A 19082-nucleotide genomic window follows, 5' to 3' on the forward strand; every position below is an offset into this window, starting at 1 on the left:
GAGTGAGTGTGGTCTGTGATTTTCGATTTATGGAGGTATTATACTCAAGTAACTCGAATATGTAGAACTTCCGTTCAATTCAACGTAAATGAAACACCGTTGGTGCGGGAGTAGCATTGAAATTTCATTATGCTACCCATATTTAGTTACTTGTAACGATACTAAAACGCGTTGTGTTTGAGTGACATATTCTCTTATGACATGACGAAATCTATAAGACTCAAGGACAGAGTAAGCGCTCTTTGACCCATTTGGTCATCGCGGCATAGAAAAAGGGAACGGAGATCCCCCATCCATGTTGTTGACTTGCCTGTGCATTGAGTTGGCCTATCTCTATAAATATAGATAGGCAATTACAGAGCCAAAACACAAAAGGAATTATTCATGTCTAATCCACTTCTTACGTTTACGGATCTTCCTCCGTTTTCGCAAATCAAACCAGAACACATTAAACCTGCAGTGGAGCAGGCGATTGCAGATTGCCGTACCAAAGTTGATGAGGTACTCAAAGGCAACGCAAATCCAACTTGGGCAAGCGTGATTGCGCCGATTGAAGAAGCAGATGATCGCTTGAACCGCATTTGGTCACCAGTGGGTCACATGAACTCAGTCGTGAACAGTGAAGCGCTACGTGAAGCGTACGAAAGCTGCCTACCAATTCTGTCTGAGTATGGTACTTGGGTTGGTCAGCACAAAGGCTTGTACGAAGCGTATAAAGCGATCAAAGCGAGCGACGACTTTGCCTCTCTTACTCGCGCAGAGCAAAAAACCATTACTGATGCGTTACGTGACTTTGAATTGTCGGGTATTGGTTTGCCAGCTGATGAGCAGCATCGCTACGGTGAAATCAGCAAGCGCATGTCTGAGCTGAGCTCAAAATTCTCCAATAATGTGCTGGATGCGACCATGGGGTGGACGAAGCACATTACTGATGAAAAAGAGTTGGCGGGTATGCCTGAATCGGCTCTAGCAGCAGCAAAAGCGGCGGCAGAAGCAAAAGAGCTCGATGGCTACCTAATCACGCTGGATATCCCATCTTACCTGCCAGTCATGACCTACTGTGACAACCAAGACCTACGTAAAGAAGTGTACGAAGCGTATGTGACTCGTGCGTCTGATCGTGGTCCAAACGCAGGCAAATGGGACAACTCAGAAATCATCACTGAGCAGCTAAAACTGCGTCATGAAATCGCGCGCATGCTAGGCTTTAACACCTTCAGCGAAAAGTCATTGGCGACCAAAATGGCAGAGAGTCCAGCGCAAGTGCTTGGTTTCTTGAACGATCTTGCTACTAAAGCGAAGCCACAAGGTGAGCGTGAAATCGAAGAGCTACGCCAGTTTGCTAACGCTGAGTTTGGTGTTAGCGAGCTAAACGTATGGGACATCGCGTACTACAGTGAGAAGCAAAAGCAGCACTTGTTCCAAATTTCGGATGAAGAGCTACGTCCGTATTTCCCTGAATCAAAAGCCGTTAGTGGGCTATTTGAAGTGCTAAACCGCGTGTTTGGTATGAAAGTAGAAGAACGCTCAGACGTGGATACATGGCACGAATCAGTACGCTTCTTCGATATCTTTGATGCAGAAGGCGCACTGCGCGGCAGCTTCTACCTCGATCTTTACGCACGTGAACACAAACGTGGCGGCGCGTGGATGGATGACTGTCGTGGTCGTCGCGTGACGCTATCAGGTGAGCTACAAACGCCAGTGGCGTACCTAACGTGTAACTTCAACCGTCCAGTGGGCGACAAGCCAGCACTGTTCACGCATGATGAAGTGGTCACGTTGTTCCACGAGTTTGGTCACGGTATCCACCACATGCTGACGCAAGTAGAAACAGGCGCAGTATCTGGCATCAACGGCGTGCCTTGGGATGCCGTTGAGCTGCCAAGTCAGTTCCTAGAAAACTGGTGTTGGGAAGAAGATGCACTTGCGTTCATCTCTGGTCACTACCAAACCGGTGAACCATTACCAAAAGCGATGCTAGATAAAATGCTAGCAGCGAAGAACTTCCAGTCGGCGATGGGCATCCTACGTCAGCTCGAGTTCGGTTTGTTCGACTTCACTCTGCACACTGAATACGATCCAGAAGTGGGGGCTCGTGTGCTTGAAACCTTGGCAGAAGTGAAAGAGAAAGTGGCGGTTGTACCAGCCGTTGAGTGGGCGCGTTTCTCTCACAGCTTTGGTCATATCTTTGCTGGTGGTTACAGTGCAGGTTACTACAGCTACCTATGGGCAGAGGTGTTGTCTTCAGATGCGTTCTCTCGCTTTGAAGAAGAAGGCATCTTCAACAAAGAAACCGGTCTAAGTTTCTTGAACAACATCCTAGAAATGGGTGGCAGTGAAGAACCAATGGAGCTATTTAAGCGCTTCCGTGGTCGTGAGCCAGAAATCGATGCGCTACTGCGCCATTCTGGTATCGCAGCGTAATCTCGATTGAGAATGAAAATGGGCAGCCACGTGGCTGCCCATTTTTTGTTCTTGGATTCAGTGTTTTATGGATTTACGTTGCGATTGATCGGGTTTTGCAACGAAATCAGGGTCTCGGTGGATTGCACTTCGTCGATCGCTTGCAGTTTATCAATTAAGACAAATTGCAGCTCTTCAATCGACCGGCACATCAGCTTGACGAAAATATTGTATGCGCCGGTAGTGTAGTAAGCTTCGACCACTTCATCGAGCGCATTGAGTTTTTCTAGCGCCGAATGATAGTCGCGCGCGGCATTGAGGTTGATGCCGATAAAGCAGCATACGTCATAGCCGAGCTTTTTGGTGTTGACGATTACCTCTGTCCCTTCGATGATGTCGGCTGCTTTCATCTTCTCGATGCGAACGTGGATGGTTGCCGGGCTAACATCAAATTGTTTTGCCATTTCCGCATACGGCGTTCGAGCGTCGGCCATTAAAGTCTTAAGAATTGCGCGGTCGAGATCGTCCAGTTTAGGCAAGCTGACATTCATACAAATTGTTCCATAAGGATGAGAGACAAAGGTCATTCTATACGCATCGACGGAACTTCGTACAGTCACGCTTGTTTGTTAAGAGCATGACCGGGTGAAATCAATTTGGCGGAACCTAGCATCTATAGGTTATTTGGGTATACACTCAGCGGCAGTTAAACCGATTTTACTGGAGCCTCCTTTTGCAACTGCAATTGATTTGTGAAGACCCATCTCAACAGTCTCACCTTGATGAACTCGCTGCGCGTTGGCAGCTTTCTCACACTGATGATAGTGATTTTGCCTTAGTCCTAACGACTGAGCGTTTAGAGTTGCGTAAAGTGGACGAGCCAAAACTAGGTGCGATTTTTGTTGATTTGATTGGTGGCGCAGTGGGGCATCGCCGTAAGTTCGGTGGTGGTAAAGGGCAAGCCATCGCAAAGGCGGCGGGTTTGAATAAGGGCGCAACCCCAACCGTGTTGGATGGTACAGCGGGTTTGGGTCGTGATGCCTTTGTATTGGCCTCTTTGGGCTGTAAGGTGCAGATGGTTGAACGTCATCCTGTCGTAGCCGCATTGCTTGATGATGGTTTGGCGCGCGCGAAGCAAGATCCAGAAATCGGTACTTGGGTATCAGAACGCATGTCGCTGATCCACGCTTCTAGCCATGATGCGCTAGGGCAGCTCGCACAAGATAAAGCATTTGTGCAGCCAGATGTGGTCTACCTTGATCCGATGTACCCACACCCAGAAAACAAAAAGAAATCAGCCCTAGTGAAGAAAGAGATGCGCGTATTCCAATCTTTAGTGGGTGCCGATCTTGATGCTGATGGCTTGTTAGCGCCAGCAATGGCACTGGCAAGTAAGCGTGTTGTGGTCAAGCGACCGGACTATGCTGGCTGGCTTAATGAGCAAAAACCAAGTATGGCGATCGAAACCAAAAAGAACCGTTTCGATGTGTATGTTAAGGCATCGATGGCCTAAGTTATCTAACTGTCTGACGCTTAAATACATCTCATCACAGCGTTCAATTTGGGCGCTGTGAGACTCTCTTCGTTTCATCACTTTTCTCACCGTTTTCACTTGCTAATTATACATACTGACTGTATATCTAATTAATAATCATTATTATTACACTTTGTGTGATGCGATCGATAATTGGGACGTTGGAGAAGTAGTATGGCTAAACGTTTATGTAAGATGAACCGCAAGCAGATTGCTGAGAGTTTGGGTGATATTCACCGTCTCGTCGTCGCGCCTAAGTTTGTTTGTCGCTCTTGTGCGCGTTCTTCTGCATCGAAAGACACGTTATGCAAGCCTGCTGCGATTCCTCCTCAAAAGTGCCAAGACAAGTTGCTGTCCGAGCAACAGGCTTGTGGTTTGTTGGCGGAAGCACTGCCAACCCCATCACTCACTCAAGACACATCAATCATCATGACTTCTGATCAAAGCGCAGAGAAAGCGGCGATTGTGAAGCGTGTGGTGGAACGAGTGAAAGAGAAAAAGCTGGCAGCGAAAGTCGCTGCCGTTACATCAGCAATCAAGCTCGATGCGCCAGCTATGTTTGATTTGTCAGATAAGAAAGCGCTGAAGAAGGCGAAGAAAGCGGTTAAGAAACACTACAAGCAGCAGGAAAAGTTGCTTAAATTAGCTAAAAAACAGCGAAAGTTACTTAAACGTCAGCGAAAATTGGAAGCGCGCAACGCCAAACTAGAGGTGCTGTTACCAACATCACCAAACACTTTGATGAGCGATAAACGGCAAACACCCATGCATTAAAACTCGCGTTCACCTTCTTAGCGACAGGTTTTAAAAAAACGCGCCCCTGATGAGAGGGCGTGTTTTTTATTATAGGGTTATTTGTTGGCGTAACTCATCTCGACATGCTTTTTCACCCAAGTCTCGTTAATCCACAGCGACAGCATGATGATCGCCCCGCCAATCGCTAGTCGCATTACATCAACATCGCGGTTCCAGATCACGATGTTCACAATCAGGCCTGCAGGAACCAATGCATTGTTCATCACTGCTAGCGCACCTGCGTTGACCATGGTTGCGCCTTTGTTCCACGCAAAGTAACCAAAGCCTGATGCGATTAAGCCGAGGTAAGTCAGAATGCCCCATTGCGTTGCCGTGGTTGGCATCTTGTCTAAGTTGCCCATTAAAGCAAACGCAATGGTCGCCACGCATAATGCGCCGAGGTAGAAATAACCAAACACCGTGTGCTGAGGTAGCTCAACCGATTCGGTTTCCATGATGTATTTGTAGCCGACCTGACCGATGGCAAAACACAGATTTGCCCCTTGTACGACCAAAAAGCCCATCAAAAAGTGCTCATTGATACTTGCAAATTTAATCCACGCAGCACCTGCGACGGCAATCATTGCTGTGACCAAATACCAGGGTGAAAAGCGTCCTTTTAGGAAGTCATAAATCAAAGTGACGTAAATAGGGGTGAACACTGTAAACAGCAATACTTCTGGTACAGAGAGGAGCAGAAAAGACTGGTAGTAGAAGCAGTACATCAAGCCGAGCTGGAAGCCACCGACAATCATCAATTTCACGATCAGGGATTTGCTTACGCCACGGAATTTTAAGAAAGGAATGAAAACGACGCTTGCCAGTGCAACGCGCATCAGCACGGAGAACCAGGAGTCAACCTGACCGGCAAGGTAAACGCCGATCAGGCTAAATGAGAATGCCCAAAGTAGGGTGACTGCAGAGAGATAAGCCATGGATGAGAATCTTTATCAACAACAAAAGTTGCCCGCAGTCTAACCAAGTTTTATTGCTGCGCCAATTAATCTTTCAGCGGTACGACCAGCATATCGATAGGGGAGCAGTTAATCAGTTGGCGCGTTGAAGATAGAATCTTGCTCCAGAAGTCTTGATGGTGGCCACATACCACTAAGTCGATGTTGTATTCATTAATAGTATCGCACAACTCATTGTTAAGGTCGCCGCTACCCACAAGCGTATGTGTGATAGGGTATTCCGCGTATTCTTCAAAATTGGCGAGTTGAGTTCGTGACGCTTCCATCGCTTGATGTTGGGCTTCTGCCATGTTGATGTCGATAAGCCCAGTGTAGAGTTCGGCGTAATTCACATCGATATGAATGAAAGAGACTTTCGCATCCAGAGGTTTAGCCAGCGACACGGCTTTATTGATCAACACTTTACTGTCGTCAGATAGGTCGACGGCTACAAGTATGTGTTTGTAACTCATATTGCACTCTCCTTGATGGGATAAAATATCCAAGTAACTTCGAACGGAAACCAGTATCAAGGCTTTGAATCCTACATCTTGATGTCACTTGGGCATAGTTTCAGATTAGCACTAAGTCCCAGAAAATTTTGCTGAAGTGATCTCATATCATTATTTTTGGCACAAACCTTTGCCATAGTAATCATGTTATAGTGGCGTTATACGCATGCATATAAATAGGAGTTAACATGCTGTCTCAAACTATGGTTGCACAATTGAATGAGCAAATTAATCTAGAATTTTTCTCATCCAATCTATACTTACAAATGAGTGCTTGGTGTGAAGACAAAGGATTTGAAGGTGCGGCTGAACTTTTGCGCGCTCACGCAGTAGAAGAGATGGAGCACATGCAACGTCTGTTCACCTATGTCAGTGAAACTGGCTCAATGCCAATTCTGGGTGCGATTGAAGCACCAAAGCATGATTTTGCCAGCCTAGGTGATGTTTTCCGTGAAACTTACGAGCATGAGAAAATGATCACCGGAAAAATCAATAAGTTGGCGCATGGTGCTTTTACAAGCCAAGATTACTCGACGTTTAACTTCCTACAGTGGTACGTGGCTGAACAGCACGAAGAAGAGAAGTTGTTTAAAGGGATTTTAGACAAGATAGAACTGGTTGGTGAAGATGGTAAGGCTCTGTTCTTTATCGACAAAGATCTAGCACAAATGGCAAAAGAAGGTTCATCTTCAATCATGGATGCTCCTGCTGGATAAAGCGTTCTGAGCGCAGGAGACAGCGGGTAAAGGACGAAGCAGTCGTCTTTTTCTTTTGAGCATCATTGAAGGTGTAGGGAGGAAAGATGATCAGTGGAGACACAATCTTATTTGCGCTAATGGTAGTAACGGGCGTCAACATGGTCCGGTATCTCACCGCTCTTCGTTCTCTAATTCACATTATGCGTGAAGCGCATCCTTTGCTTTATCAGCAAGTGGATGGTAATGGGTTCTTCACCACTCACGGAAATGTGACTAAGCAGGTGCGTTTGTTTCACTACATTAAGAGTAAAGAGTATCATCATCATCATGATGAACTGTTTACCGGTAAATGTGAGAGAGTACGTGAACTGTTCGTACTCTCGACGGTTTTACTTGGTGTCACCCTGTTAGCGGCCTTTATTCTTTAGGTCTAAAAGCGGCACTTGGAATTTAAGCGCTTTTCCCATTAGAATAGCGTTTATCGAAAGCAAGGATGTGCATTTAGCACATCCTTTTTTATTTTGTATAGCAGGGCATAAGAGCTACCCGATGAGTAAGAAATTTGATGTTGTTGTAATTGGTGCAGGTGCTGCGGGTTTGATGTGTGCCGCAGAAGCGGGCAAACGAGGCCGCAGTGTACTCGTGCTGGATCATGCCAAAAAGCCGGGACGTAAAATCCTCATCTCTGGTGGTGGGCGCTGTAACTTTACCAACTATGATGTCTCAGCGAGCAACTACTTGTGCCAAAACCCACATTTTGTGAAATCGGCCCTGTCCCAATACACCAACTGGGATTTCATCTCAATGGTCAGCAAGTATGGAATTGAGTTTGAAGAGCGCGATCACGGACAGCTATTCTGTGTTGATGCGTTTACGGCAAAAGACATCGTAAAGATGCTGTTGGCAGAGTGCGACATGCCAAACGTCCAGCAGCGTTACCACTGTGACGTGCACTCAATCGAAAAAACCGATGCGGGTTTCCGTTTATACGCAGGAACAGACATCATTGAGTGTGAGTCTCTGGTGGTAGCTACGGGCGGGTTATCAATGCCAAAGTTGGGCGCAACACCATTTGGTTACAAGATTGCCGAGCAGTTTGAGATCCCGGTGATCACGACAACAGCAGGTCTGGTGCCTTTCACTTTGCATAAAGAAGACAAAGAAGATTTCGCTGAGTTATCGGGCATTGCGATCCCGGCCGAAATCACCGCGCAAGATGGCACCATGTTCAAAGAAGCCTTGCTGTTTACGCATCGTGGTTTGTCTGGTCCATCCGTTCTACAGATTTCATCGTTCTGGAAAGCAGGCCAGAAGGTGATAATTAACCTCGTGCCAAATGACGACGTGGCTGAATTATTAGAATATAGCCGCGAAAATCACCCAAACCAGTCTCTTAAGAATACCCTCGCCAAAGTGCTGCCAAAGCGCTTGGTGGAAGTACTGGTTGAACGTAAAGAGCTGGCAGACAAGCCACTTAAGCAATTTAATCCAAAAGAGATGGCTGCCATTGTTGAGCGTCTAGAAAACTGGACCGTGGCACCAAATGGTACCGAAGGCTACCGTACGGCTGAAGTTACTTTAGGTGGTGTCGATACTGATCATCTGTCATCAAAAACCATGGAATGTATAAACATCAAAGGCTTGTACTTTATCGGCGAAGTGATGGACGTGACCGGTTGGCTTGGTGGCTACAATTTCCAATGGTGCTGGTCGAGTGGTTTTGTGGCAGGTCAGTGGGCGTAATACCGAATGAGCGTCACCAAGTTGGGTAGAGCTTTATCTCGATTCTGCCCAATTTGGAACTTAAAAAATTAAATGTTCGCTTGGGAGTGCCCTCTAATGAAATACGCGGTGTTTGCACAGGAGATTGCTTATTTTTGAGAGAGAGCCAGAGGCAGAGTCCACGTCAATAGTGCCATTTAGGTGGACTCAGTTGCATTGAAAAATGATAAAGCCGAGCTTTTGCTATCAACTTGGCTCAGATATTTGCGAAGCTTTACTCCAGCGAACTTGCTGAATCACCAAACCGCTGATGATCAGCACAAGACCAATCAAAGTGGATGGATGGATCTCTTCGCCGATGATTGTCGCAAGTAAGGCGAGAGAGATAAACGGCGATGCAAAAATCAGGTTACTGATACGCGCCGTATTCTCGGTCAATTTGAGCGCAGTAAGCCACAGCACAAACGTCACCCCCATTTCAAACAGGCCGACATAAGTCACCGCAGCCCAACCTTTGGCAGAAATCTGGCTCCAACTTGCCCCCTCATAGAGGCTCAAGCCAATCGCAAGAGGAATCGCAACTAAGAAGCCCAGTAGTACGCCCACCACAGGGTCTGCTTTGTTTTTGGTGTTGAGAATCCAGTAACTTGCCCAAAGCAGGGTTGAAAGCAGAGCTAACCCCACCCCAAGCGGGCTTTCGAATTCCATTCCCAATACATTGCCTTTGGTGGCAATCACAATCACGCCTAAGTAACTAAAACCGCAGGCAATCCAATCTTTGCCACGGATTTTTTGCCCCAAGAAAACGGCCGCCATGAGCGTCAGTGTGATCGCCCAGCTGTAGTTGACTGCTTGAGCTTGAGAGGCGGGCAGAAGAGCGTAAGCTTTAAATAAGATTAGGTAGTATGCAAGTGGGTTAATCAAACCAAGCAGTAAGTAATACCAAGGGTTAGAAAGAAAAGTGGTACTGAGTTGGTTGAGCTTGCCTTGCACACCACACACCATCGTTAGGGCAATGGCGGATACGATGCTCGCCATGGTGAGCATCTGAATCGGTGTGAATTCCGCCAAAGTCAATTTAAATGCGGTTGCTACTGTTGACCAAAGTAATACCGCGGAAAGCCCAAATCCTAGGGCGCGACGCTCGTTCATGATGCCTCTATGTAATGATGATGTACTGCTCGTTGTCGAAAATATGAACAGGAGTGAGTATGTTGTACAGAAACTCGAGGGCATGATGACCTCTCGGGTGAAATATAACCGTTTGAGGTTAACCTCATCTAGTGTATGCGAGGAGTTTTTATTCAACAAACTGGACATTTATCCAGTATGAAAATACCATTGTTAAAGATAAAAAACACAGGCTAACTCACTATTATGCAATGGATTCTTGAGTACCAATCTCTCATTTTCTCTTCTCTTTTTGCCGCGACGGTTAGCGGTGTGACGGTGGGTTGGTGGGTCAAACAACATTTTGCCACGCAAACTCAGCTGCTTGAACAGCAATTACATTCGGAAAAACAGTTTCATCACCAACAACTTGAGCAAGTGAAGCAAAGTTTGTCCGATGCGCAGCAAGAATTAGATGAGCTTGATGATGAACGCGATAAAGCGGCCTTCGAGGTGCGTCAAACGCACGGAAAATTGATGGCGGCGATGGAAAAACTGCGCTATTTCGAAGCGGTAAAACAAGAGCGTCAGCAGTATTTTGATGAGCTAGGGCTGATGCGTGAGCACAAGTCGCGTCTTGAAACTCAGCTTGGTGAGCAGCAAGCGCGGCACGAACAAATCAATCAAGCCAATGCGGAAAAACTGCAAATTTTGGAACACGCAGAGTCGCGTTTAAAGCAACAATTTGAACACTTAGCGAATCAGTTGTTCGAAGAGAAAACCGCCAAAGTCGATATGCAAAACCGTCAGAGTCTGGAAGGTTTGCTTTCTCCACTGAAAGAGCAGTTGGAAGGGTTCAAAAAACAAGTTAACGACAGCTTTAGCCAAGAAGCCAAAGAGCGTCATACGTTGGTGCATGAGTTGAAGAACCTGCAACGCTTGAACGAACACATGACCCGAGAAGCGGTCAACCTAACCCAAGCCTTGAAAGGTGACAACAAGCAGCAAGGCAACTGGGGTGAGGTCGTTCTGGCTCGCGTGTTAGCGGAATCTGGCTTGCGCGAAGGGCACGAATACCAAACTCAGGTGAGCTTGCAAAACGAAGCGGGCAAACGCTATCAACCGGATGTGATTGTTCATTTACCGCAGAACAAGCAAGTGGTGGTCGATTCGAAAATGGCGCTGGTGGCGTACGAGCGCTATTTTAATGCAGAGAGCGATATTCAACGTGGGCAGGCGTTGAGCGAACACCTTGCCGCGCTGCGTTCACACATCAAAGGCTTAAGCCTTAAGGATTATCATCAATTAAAAGGCATCCAGAGCCTAGATTACGTACTGATGTTTATTCCGGTTGAGCCTGCATTCCAAGTCGCGATTCAAGCTGATCCGAGTTTGGTAAAAGACGCGATGGAACAAAACATCATTTTGGTTAGCCCGACAACTTTGCTGGTGGCACTGCGCACGATTGATAACTTGTGGCGTAACGAGCGCCAAAACGAAAATGCCCAATTGATTGCGGAGCGTGCGGCTAAACTGTACGACAAATTGCGCCTGTTTATTGATGATATGGAGGGGTTAGGCGGCGCGCTTGATAAAGCCAATCAAACTTACCAAGGGGCGATGAATAAGCTCGCTACGGGGCGTGGCAACGTGATCCGCCAAGCGGAAAGCTTTAAGCAACTTGGTGTTGAGGTAAAACGTCCTATTTCTCCTGATCTTGCCCAGTTGGCGCAGAGTGAGTCATTTTCGGAAAATGCTTCTTTAGTAGAAAGACATCCGGCTGAGGATAAAGTAAACTAATCGACCGCAGTGCAGTGGGCGACCATATTAATTAGCAAACGCCCCGAAGTGAGAAAGTGCTGCCGAAGAGGAATCAGAATGACGGACACAAGCGTGCAATCAAATACAGCGTTAGATAATGACACTACCCACTTTGGTTTTACCACAGTGGCAAAAGAAGAAAAAGTGACCAAAGTTGCCGAAGTTTTCCACTCAGTGGCAGCGAAATACGACATCATGAACGATCTGATGTCAGGTGGTATCCACCGTCTTTGGAAGCGTTTCACTATTGATTGCAGTGGCGCTCGTCCAGGCCAGCGTATTCTAGACTTAGGTGGTGGTACGGGTGACCTAACCGCGAAATTCTCGCGTATTGTAGGTGACCAAGGCCATGTGATCCTAGCGGACATTAACAACTCGATGCTGAACGTCGGTCGTGACAAGCTACGCGACAACGGCATTGTGGGTAACGTGCATTACGTACAAGCGAACGCAGAAGAACTGCCATTCCCAGACGATTACTTTGATGTGATCACGATCAGTTTCTGTCTACGTAACGTAACTGACAAAGACAAAGCACTGCGCTCTATGTTCCGTGTATTGAAGCCAGGCGGTCGTCTGTTAGTGCTTGAGTTCTCAAAACCAATCCTAGACCCATTGTCAAAAGTGTATGACGCGTACTCTTTCCACCTGTTGCCAAAAATGGGTGAGTTGGTGGCGAACGATGCAGACAGCTACCGTTACTTAGCAGAATCGATCCGCATGCACCCAGATCAAGATACGCTGGAAGGCATGATGATCGAGGCGGGCTTTGAAAACACCAAATACTACAACCTAACGGGTGGTATTGTGGCGTTACACCGCGGCTACAAATTCTAAGGATAAGCGGCATGCCATTTGAACCTCTTATCACGGCGGTTATTGAAACAACGCTGAACACCTTGATTAAAGACGATCCAGAACTGGGTCGTCGTTTGTCACGTCTGAAAGGTCAGGTGATTCAAATCCATCTGAAAGAAATCAATAAGACGCTGACGTTTATCTTCAGCCAGCAAATCGATGTGCTTGGCAATTACGAGGGGCAACCAGATTGTTATTTGTCGCTGAATCTCAGCGTACTGCCTGAACTGCGCGATCAAGCCAACATCACTCGCCTGATCAAACAAGATAAACTTGAGTTAGAAGGCGATATCCAATTGGCACAGAAATTCTCTCAATTGATGGTGGATTGCAAACCAGATATCGAAGAATGGTTGTCTCGCGTGACGGGTGATGTCGTAGCTCACACCTTTGTGCAAGGCACCAAAAACGTCGGCGGTTTCTTTGCTTCTCAAGCAGAAAAACACCAACGCCACCTAGCTCAAGTGGTGACGGAAGAGTGGAAATTGGCGCCAGCACCGCTGGAAATCGCCCACTTCTGTGACCAAGTGGATGACGTTCGCAGTCAAGCTTCTCGTGTTGAAGCGCGCCTAAACGCACTACTAAACAAATTCGATTCGGATAAGCCTGCTCTGGAGAACTCATGACGCCAGCAGAAATAAAGCGCTTATACCAGATCATTAAAGTCCAGCTGGAATACGGCTTGGATGAGTTGTTGCCTGAGCATCAACTGACCAAAGCGCCGCTATTGATGCGCAAAAGCCTATTCTGGATTAAGAACCAACACCCAGAAAAACCGTTGGGCGAGCGTCTTCGTCTTGCCTTACAAGAGCTTGGTCCGGTTTGGATTAAGTTTGGTCAGATGATGTCGACCCGCCGTGACCTTTTCCCTCCACATATCGCTGATCCACTTGCGCTTTTGCAAGACCAAGTCGCGCCATTTGATGGGCAGTTAGCGAAGGAGCAAATGGAGTTGGCACTTGGGGGGCCGTTAGATACGTGGTTTACTGATTTTGATATTAAGCCACTGGCGTCGGCGTCGATTGCTCAGGTGCATACTGCACGCCTAAAAGATACTCACCAAGAAGTGGTATTAAAGGTCATCCGTCCAGATATTCGTCCGGTGATTGATTCCGATCTAAAGCTGATGCATCGTATGGCGCGTATAGTCGCCAGAGCAATGCCCGAAACTCGTCGCTTAAAGCCCGTTGAAGTGGTGCGTGAATACGAAAAAACGCTGCTGGATGAGCTTGATTTACGTCGTGAAGCCGCCAATGCGATCCAACTGCGTCGCAATTTTGAGGGCAGTGAAGAACTGTACGTACCAGAAGTTTTTCCTGACTTCAGTAATGAAACGGTCATGGTTTCTGAGCGAATATATGGTATTCAGGTCTCTGATATTGAAGGCTTGAAGGCGAATGGTACGAATATGAAGTTGCTCGCGGAACGCGGCGTGAGTGTGTTTTTTACTCAGGTGTTCCGAGATAGCTTTTTTCATGCCGACATGCACCCGGGCAACGTGTTTGTTAAACCCGAGCATCCAGAGAATCCAATGTGGATTGGGCTAGATTGCGGGATTGTTGGTACACTTAATAGTGAAGACAAACGCTATTTGGCGGAAAACTTCCTCGCCTTCTTTAATCGTGACTACCGTCGCGTGGCAGAATTGCACGTTGACTCGGGGTGGGTTCCGGCGGATACCAACGTCGACGAATTTGAATTTGCGATTCGCATTGTGTGTGAGCCAATTTTCGCTAAACCACTGTGTGAAATCTCTTTCGGTCACGTACTGTTGAACCTGTTCAACACCGCGCGTCGATTCAATATGGAAGTGCAGCCGCAACTTGTATTGCTACAAAAAACGCTGTTGTATGTGGAAGGCCTTGGTCGTCAGTTGTACCCGCAACTTGATTTGTGGGAGACCGCGAAACCTTTCCTTGAAGAGTGGATGATGAACCAGGTGGGGCCACAAGCTTTGGTGAATGCCATCAAAGATCGTGCGCCATTTTGGGCAGAGAAACTACCGGAACTGCCAGAGCTGCTTTACGATAGCCTCAAACAAGGTAAAGCCATGAATCAACGCATGGATCAGCTTTACCAAGGTTACCGTCAGAGTAAGCGTCAGCAGGCGACAGGAAAGTTTTTATTTGGTGTTGGAGCCACTTTAGTCGTATGCTCGGCAATATTAGTGGATCACGCTTATGAACAGTTATCGGTCGCTAGCGGCATCGCTGGTGTCACATTTTGGCTGCTTAGTTGGCGAGCTTATCGTCGTTAGACGTTAAACTCTTAAAATAAATTTGTTTAAAGACCCGAGGTAAAAAGAATGGGTGGTATCAGTGTTTGGCAACTTCTAATCATTGCTGTAATTGTTGTATTGCTATTCGGAACTAAGAAACTGCGTGGTATCGGTGGCGATCTAGGTGGTGCCGTTAAGGGCTTCAAGAAAGCAATGAGCGAAGATGACTCTGCGAAGAAAGAAGAAAAAGACGCAGACTTCGAGCCAAAAAGTTTAGAAAAACAGCAGCAAAAAGAAGCTGCACCTGAAACGAAAAAAGACAAAGAGCAGGCGTAATAAGTGTTTGATATCGGTTTTTGGGAACTGGTATTAATATCTGTCGTTGGTCTGGTTGTTCTTGGTCCGGAGCGTTTGCCTCATGCTATTCGTAGTGTTTCTCGTTTTGTCGGTGCTGCTAAGAGCATGGCAAACAGCGTGAAAGACGAACTGTCACATGAGCTGAAGGTCCAAGAGCTGCAAGAAAATTTGCGCAAAGCAGAGCAAATGGGGATGGAAGATCTGTCTCCGGAGCTTAAATCTTCGGTCGATGAACTGAAGAAAGCGGCGCAATCTGTAAACCGCCCTTACGCAGAGCCAACCAAATCAGACGCAGAGCCAACGAAACACGAGGCAAGTGCGACTGAAACCGTTGAGAAAGCGGAAGAGATCAAGGTTACAGCGGCAGATAAAAAAGCCGAATAGTCTCAGTAGGAGGAGCTACACAAGATGGTAGCTCCTTTTTGATCAGCTTTATAAAAGAGGTTTGCCATGTCTACCGTCGAGCAGACACAACCTTTAATTAGTCATTTGCTAGAACTCCGTAACCGACTATTGCGTGCCATCTTGGCAGTGTTGGTGGTGTTCGTCGGGCTAATTTATTTTTCTAACCACATCTATGAGTTTGTCTCAGCCCCATTGGTTGAACGACTGCCAGAGGGTGCAACTATGATTGCAACGGATGTGGCTTCGCCGTTTTTTACACCATTGAAGCTGACGTTAATTGCTTCGGTGTTTATTGCGGTGCCGTTTATCTTGTACCAAGTATGGGCCTTTGTTGCGCCAGGTTTGTACAAGCATGAACGTCGATTGATCATGCCACTGTTATTTTCTAGTTCATTGTTGTTCTACTGTGGTGTGGCGTTTGCTTACTTTGTGGTATTCCCACTGGTGTTTGGCTTCTTTACTGCTATCTCGCTAGGTGGCGTAGAGTTCGCAACCGATATATCGAGTTACCTCGACTTTGTACTCGCGCTGTTCATGGCATTTGGTATCGCGTTTGAAGTCCCTGTGGCAATTATCTTGCTATGTTGGACCGGCGCAACGACACCGCAAGACTTAAGAGAAAAGCGTCCATACATCATTGTGGGTGCGTTTGTGTTCGGTATGTTGCTTACCCCACCGGATATTATCTCTCAAACCTTGCTAGCCATTCCGATGTGTTTGCTATTTGAAGTCGGTTTGTTCTTTGCTCGCTTTTACACTCGCAAAGATGAAGAGGCAGAAGTGGAAGAGTAATCCATTCCAGAATGTAAAAAAGCGGCTTATTGAAGCCGCTTTTTTGATCGCTTGGTGCTCTTATACCGTTATAAGCGAAAGAGCGCGGTCGCATTTTGAGTCGTGATGCGATCAATCTCTTCTACCGTTGAGTTGGTCAACTCAGCGACACGAGCGGCAACCAATGATGTGTATGCTGGCTCGTTGCGTTTACCACGATGCGGCACGGGTGCTAAGTAAGGGCAATCCGTTTCTAGAATGACCCAGTTCATATCTAGATGTGGAATGATTTTGTCCATACCGCCGTTTTTAAAGGTTGATACGCCACCCAAACCTAAATGGAAACCAAGTTCATTAATCGCTTGCGCCTCTTCTATACTGCCACCAAAACAGTGGAATACGCCGCGCAAGCGACCATCTTGTTCTTGGCGCAGCAGAGTGAGCGTTTCTTCGATGGAATCGCGGGTATGAATGACCACGGGTAAATCCATTTCTTTTGCCCAGTTCAACTGAGTGACAAACGCCATCTCTTGCTCAGCGCGGAAGGTTTTATCCCAGTACAGGTCGATGCCAATTTCACCCACTGCAATGAACGAATGTTTGTCGAACCAACCACGGATTATTTCAAGTGTATGTTCGACATTGCCGTCAACGTAACACGGGTGCAGCCCCATCATCGAGTGACAAACCTCAGGATAAACCGCTTCAGTTTTCAGCATGGGTTCGATAGATTCTAGATCGATGTTCGGCAGCAGGATTTTATTAATGCCTTGTTCTAAGGCGCGTTTCACTACGTCATCGCGGTCGTTATCAAATTCACTAGCGTAAATGTGAGCATGGGTATCGATCATCGTCAGTCTCTATGGTTCATCGTTGAGTGGGATTGATGAGAATTATACTTGAGTGTGAGTGCTGGGTCATTTTCAGTTTTTTTCACCGCCTTTTTGTACATTGCTACTCGCAAGGTGGAACAACAGTGATATGATTTTGCCCACTAGATGATGTGATCATCCTAACCGTCCAGACAAGGAGAAAATGGTGTCTGTATCAATTCAAGGTCCATTCCCTGCGCGCCGTATGCGTCGTATGCGTAAGCACGATTTTAGTCGTCGTCTGATGGCTGAGAACCAAATTTCAGTAAACGATCTGATTTACCCAATGTTCATTCTGATGGGTAAAGATCGTCGTGAAAGTGTGGCATCGATGCCGGGTGTAGAGCGTTTATCGATAGATTTAATGCTAGAAGAAGCCCACTACTTAGCCAAACTAGGTGTGCCAGCCATTGCGCTTTTCCCTGTTGTAAACCAAGACGCGAAAAGTTTATGCGCTGCGGAAGCATACAACCCTGAAGGTTTGGTTCAGCGTGCAGTACGCGAATTGAAAGAGCACGTACCTCAAATGGGGGTGATCACCGATGTGGCACTGGACCCATTTACGACTCATGGCCAAGACGGCATCATTGATGAAAATGGCTACGTGATGAATGATGAAACGACAGAAGTACTGGTCAAACAAGCGCTTTCTCATGCAGAAGCGGGCGCAGACGTCGTGGCGCCATCAGATATGATGGATGGCCGAATCGGTAAAATTCGTGAAGCTTTAGAGCAAGCGGGTCATATTCACACCCAAATCATGGCTTACTCTGCGAAGTATGCCTCAAACTACTACGGTCCATTCCGTGATGCCGTCGGTTCGGCGTCGAACCTAAAAGGTGGCAACAAGAAAAATTACCAAATGGATCCGGCGAACAGCGATGAGGCGCTACACGAAGTGGCACTCGACATCAATGAAGGTGCGGATATGGTGATGGTGAAGCCTGGTATGCCTTACCTTGATGTGGTTCGCCGTGTGAAGACAGAACTACAAGTACCAACGTTTGCTTACCAAGTCTCTGGTGAATACGCGATGCACAAAGCTGCAATTATGAACGGTTGGTTAAAAGAGCGCGAAACCGTAATGGAATCTCTGCTTTGCTTCAAACGTGCTGGTGCAGATGGCATCCTAACTTACTTTGCTAAAGATGTCGCAGAGTGGTTGGCACAAGAAAATGGGCAGGCGGCTCAGCACCTAAATATGACTCAAGAAGCGTCAGAAGAGTAATTATCGCTCAATGAGAAAAGCCTGAGTAGCAACAGTTGTCGGCCTGCATGCACCCAAGTAACCTCAGTCATAAGTACATGACCTGATGTTACTTGGGCACTTTTATTTCTGGAGAGTAGAACAATGACAATGCTGATTCGTGAAGGCACGCTGGAAGAGGCGCTCCAAGTCGTAGCACGTGTAACTGAGTTTGCACGTGGTGAAACGGTTGAATCCATGGCAGCACGCCTTGGTGATAAAAAGAGTTTAATCTTAGTCGCTGAGAAAGCGGGTGCGATCCTTGGTTTTAAAATCGGCTATGAATTTGATGATTACACGTTTTATAGCTGGTTTGGTGGAGTAGCACCAGAAGCGCGCAATGAAGGCGTAGCGCAAATGCTGTTAGAGGCTCAAGAAGAGTGGGTCGCAGAACAGGGTTATAAGATGCTAAAAGTGAAATCACGTAATCAATTCTCAGCGATGCTACGTTTACTGCTAAGAAATGACTACATTATTGAAAAGTTTGAAGAAAAACCAAATCTTCGCGAATCTCGAATTTATTTCATTAAAGCGCTGTAAAAAAATAAATGAGATTTTTTCTCATTTGCACGTTGACAGTTAAATGATAATCATTATTATCAATGGTGTTTTAGGGAATGAGGAAAAGTCACAAGGACGTTGAATTACTGATTAACAAAAGTTGATAAACCGAGTGTTGAGAAGGTAATGAAACATTTTTCCAGAACTTGCACGAATTCTTTTTGACACGACATTGCTCACATTGCTTCCAGTGTAATTTATAGCTTTTGGGTTTAGCGATCGTCTTTATTAAGTTGGCTTTAC

20 protein-coding genes are annotated in these 19082 nt (G+C 46.6%); 15 read left to right on the forward strand and 5 right to left on the reverse strand.

The annotated features are described in order from the left end of the window. Positions 1 to 384 precede the first annotated feature (384 nt). Complete coding sequence (gene prlC, locus AK965_RS08035) at positions 385 to 2427, forward strand: oligopeptidase A (protein ID WP_099079122.1); 2043 nt, start codon at positions 385 to 387, stop codon at positions 2425 to 2427. Between the two features lie 65 nt (positions 2428 to 2492). Here prlC and asnC read toward each other — a convergent pair whose 3' ends face one another. Continuing rightward, positions 2493 to 2957: a transcriptional regulator AsnC gene (gene asnC / locus AK965_RS08040; RefSeq protein WP_099079123.1), complete on the reverse strand. Its 465-nt coding sequence runs from the start codon at positions 2955 to 2957 to the stop codon at positions 2493 to 2495. Between the two features lie 182 nt (positions 2958 to 3139). Between asnC and AK965_RS08045 the strand changes: the two genes are divergently transcribed. Then, the gene (locus tag AK965_RS08045; RefSeq protein ID WP_099079124.1) at positions 3140 to 3919 is read left to right on the forward strand and encodes a class I SAM-dependent methyltransferase; all 780 of its coding nucleotides are present in this window, start codon (positions 3140 to 3142) and stop codon (positions 3917 to 3919) included. A gap of 195 nt (positions 3920 to 4114) precedes the next feature. Next, positions 4115 to 4714 (forward strand): hypothetical protein, encoded by a 600-nt coding sequence (locus AK965_RS08050; protein WP_099079125.1) that lies wholly within the window; start codon positions 4115 to 4117, stop codon positions 4712 to 4714. 77 nt (positions 4715 to 4791) lie between these two features. Here AK965_RS08050 and AK965_RS08055 read toward each other — a convergent pair whose 3' ends face one another. Together AK965_RS08055 and uspA are read right to left on the reverse strand one after the other, a co-directional pair. Next, positions 4792 to 5670 (reverse strand): carboxylate/amino acid/amine transporter, encoded by an 879-nt coding sequence (locus AK965_RS08055; RefSeq protein WP_099079126.1) that lies wholly within the window; start codon positions 5668 to 5670, stop codon positions 4792 to 4794. Positions 5671 to 5735: 65 nt separating this feature from the next. Then, positions 5736 to 6161, reverse strand: coding sequence for a universal stress protein UspA (uspA, locus tag AK965_RS08060; protein ID WP_099079127.1), 426 nt, complete (start codon positions 6159 to 6161; stop codon positions 5736 to 5738). Between the two features lie 227 nt (positions 6162 to 6388). Between uspA and ftnA the strand changes: the two genes are divergently transcribed. The 3 genes from ftnA to AK965_RS08075 all read left to right on the forward strand — a co-directional run bounded on the left by ftnA (position 6389) and on the right by AK965_RS08075 (position 8641). Next, positions 6389 to 6916: a non-heme ferritin gene (gene ftnA, locus AK965_RS08065; protein ID WP_099079128.1), complete on the forward strand. Its 528-nt coding sequence runs from the start codon at positions 6389 to 6391 to the stop codon at positions 6914 to 6916. Positions 6917 to 7002: 86 nt separating this feature from the next. Beyond that, complete coding sequence (gene uspB, locus AK965_RS08070; protein WP_099079129.1) at positions 7003 to 7326, forward strand: universal stress protein UspB; 324 nt, start codon at positions 7003 to 7005, stop codon at positions 7324 to 7326. 121 nt (positions 7327 to 7447) lie between these two features. Continuing rightward, the gene (locus AK965_RS08075; RefSeq protein WP_099079130.1) at positions 7448 to 8641 is read left to right on the forward strand and encodes an NAD(P)/FAD-dependent oxidoreductase; all 1194 of its coding nucleotides are present in this window, start codon (positions 7448 to 7450) and stop codon (positions 8639 to 8641) included. Positions 8642 to 8866: 225 nt separating this feature from the next. Here AK965_RS08075 and AK965_RS08080 read toward each other — a convergent pair whose 3' ends face one another. Then, on the reverse strand, positions 8867 to 9772 hold the full coding sequence (locus AK965_RS08080) for a DMT family transporter (protein ID WP_099079131.1): 906 nt from the start codon (positions 9770 to 9772) through the stop codon (positions 8867 to 8869). 225 nt (positions 9773 to 9997) lie between these two features. Between AK965_RS08080 and rmuC the strand changes: the two genes are divergently transcribed. The 7 genes from rmuC (at position 9998) to tatC (ending at position 16181) form a co-directional block, all read left to right on the forward strand. Beyond that, complete coding sequence (rmuC, locus tag AK965_RS08085) at positions 9998 to 11530, forward strand: DNA recombination protein RmuC (RefSeq protein WP_099079132.1); 1533 nt, start codon at positions 9998 to 10000, stop codon at positions 11528 to 11530. A 78-nt stretch (positions 11531 to 11608) separates the two neighbouring features. Then, on the forward strand, positions 11609 to 12388 hold the full coding sequence (ubiE, locus tag AK965_RS08090) for a bifunctional demethylmenaquinone methyltransferase/2-methoxy-6-polyprenyl-1,4-benzoquinol methylase UbiE (protein WP_099079133.1): 780 nt from the start codon (positions 11609 to 11611) through the stop codon (positions 12386 to 12388). Positions 12389 to 12399: 11 nt separating this feature from the next. Then, positions 12400 to 13035, forward strand: coding sequence for an SCP2 domain-containing protein (locus tag AK965_RS08095; protein ID WP_005448553.1), 636 nt, complete (start codon positions 12400 to 12402; stop codon positions 13033 to 13035). After that, the gene (ubiB, locus tag AK965_RS08100; RefSeq protein WP_099079134.1) at positions 13032 to 14666 is read left to right on the forward strand and encodes a ubiquinone biosynthesis regulatory protein kinase UbiB; all 1635 of its coding nucleotides are present in this window, start codon (positions 13032 to 13034) and stop codon (positions 14664 to 14666) included. Before AK965_RS08095 ends, ubiB begins: the two co-directional genes overlap by 4 nt. Before the next feature lie 48 nt (positions 14667 to 14714). Further along, complete coding sequence (gene tatA, locus AK965_RS08105; protein WP_099079135.1) at positions 14715 to 14963, forward strand: Sec-independent protein translocase subunit TatA; 249 nt, start codon at positions 14715 to 14717, stop codon at positions 14961 to 14963. A 3-nt stretch (positions 14964 to 14966) separates the two neighbouring features. After that, positions 14967 to 15368, forward strand: a complete 402-nt coding sequence (gene tatB / locus AK965_RS08110; protein ID WP_099079136.1) for a Sec-independent protein translocase protein TatB — start codon at positions 14967 to 14969, stop codon at positions 15366 to 15368. Positions 15369 to 15434: 66 nt separating this feature from the next. After that, positions 15435 to 16181 (forward strand): twin-arginine translocase subunit TatC, encoded by a 747-nt coding sequence (gene tatC / locus AK965_RS08115; RefSeq protein WP_099079137.1) that lies wholly within the window; start codon positions 15435 to 15437, stop codon positions 16179 to 16181. A 68-nt stretch (positions 16182 to 16249) separates the two neighbouring features. Here tatC and AK965_RS08120 read toward each other — a convergent pair whose 3' ends face one another. After that, complete coding sequence (locus AK965_RS08120; protein ID WP_099079138.1) at positions 16250 to 17011, reverse strand: TatD family hydrolase; 762 nt, start codon at positions 17009 to 17011, stop codon at positions 16250 to 16252. A gap of 187 nt (positions 17012 to 17198) precedes the next feature. Here AK965_RS08120 and hemB point away from each other — a divergent pair, with 187 nt between their 5' ends. Both hemB and AK965_RS08135 read left to right on the forward strand, forming a co-directional pair. Next, positions 17199 to 18260 carry a porphobilinogen synthase gene (hemB, locus tag AK965_RS08130; RefSeq protein WP_099079232.1) on the forward strand — a complete coding sequence of 354 codons (1062 nt, stop codon included), beginning with the start codon at positions 17199 to 17201 and terminating at the stop codon, positions 18258 to 18260. 123 nt (positions 18261 to 18383) lie between these two features. Beyond that, positions 18384 to 18818 (forward strand): GNAT family N-acetyltransferase, encoded by a 435-nt coding sequence (locus AK965_RS08135; RefSeq protein WP_172438104.1) that lies wholly within the window; start codon positions 18384 to 18386, stop codon positions 18816 to 18818. Positions 18819 to 19082 lie beyond the last annotated feature (264 nt).

Origin of the sequence: Vibrio sp. PID17_43 (assembly GCF_002608565.1) — a bacterium.
Taxonomy (GTDB): domain Bacteria; phylum Pseudomonadota; class Gammaproteobacteria; order Enterobacterales; family Vibrionaceae; genus Vibrio.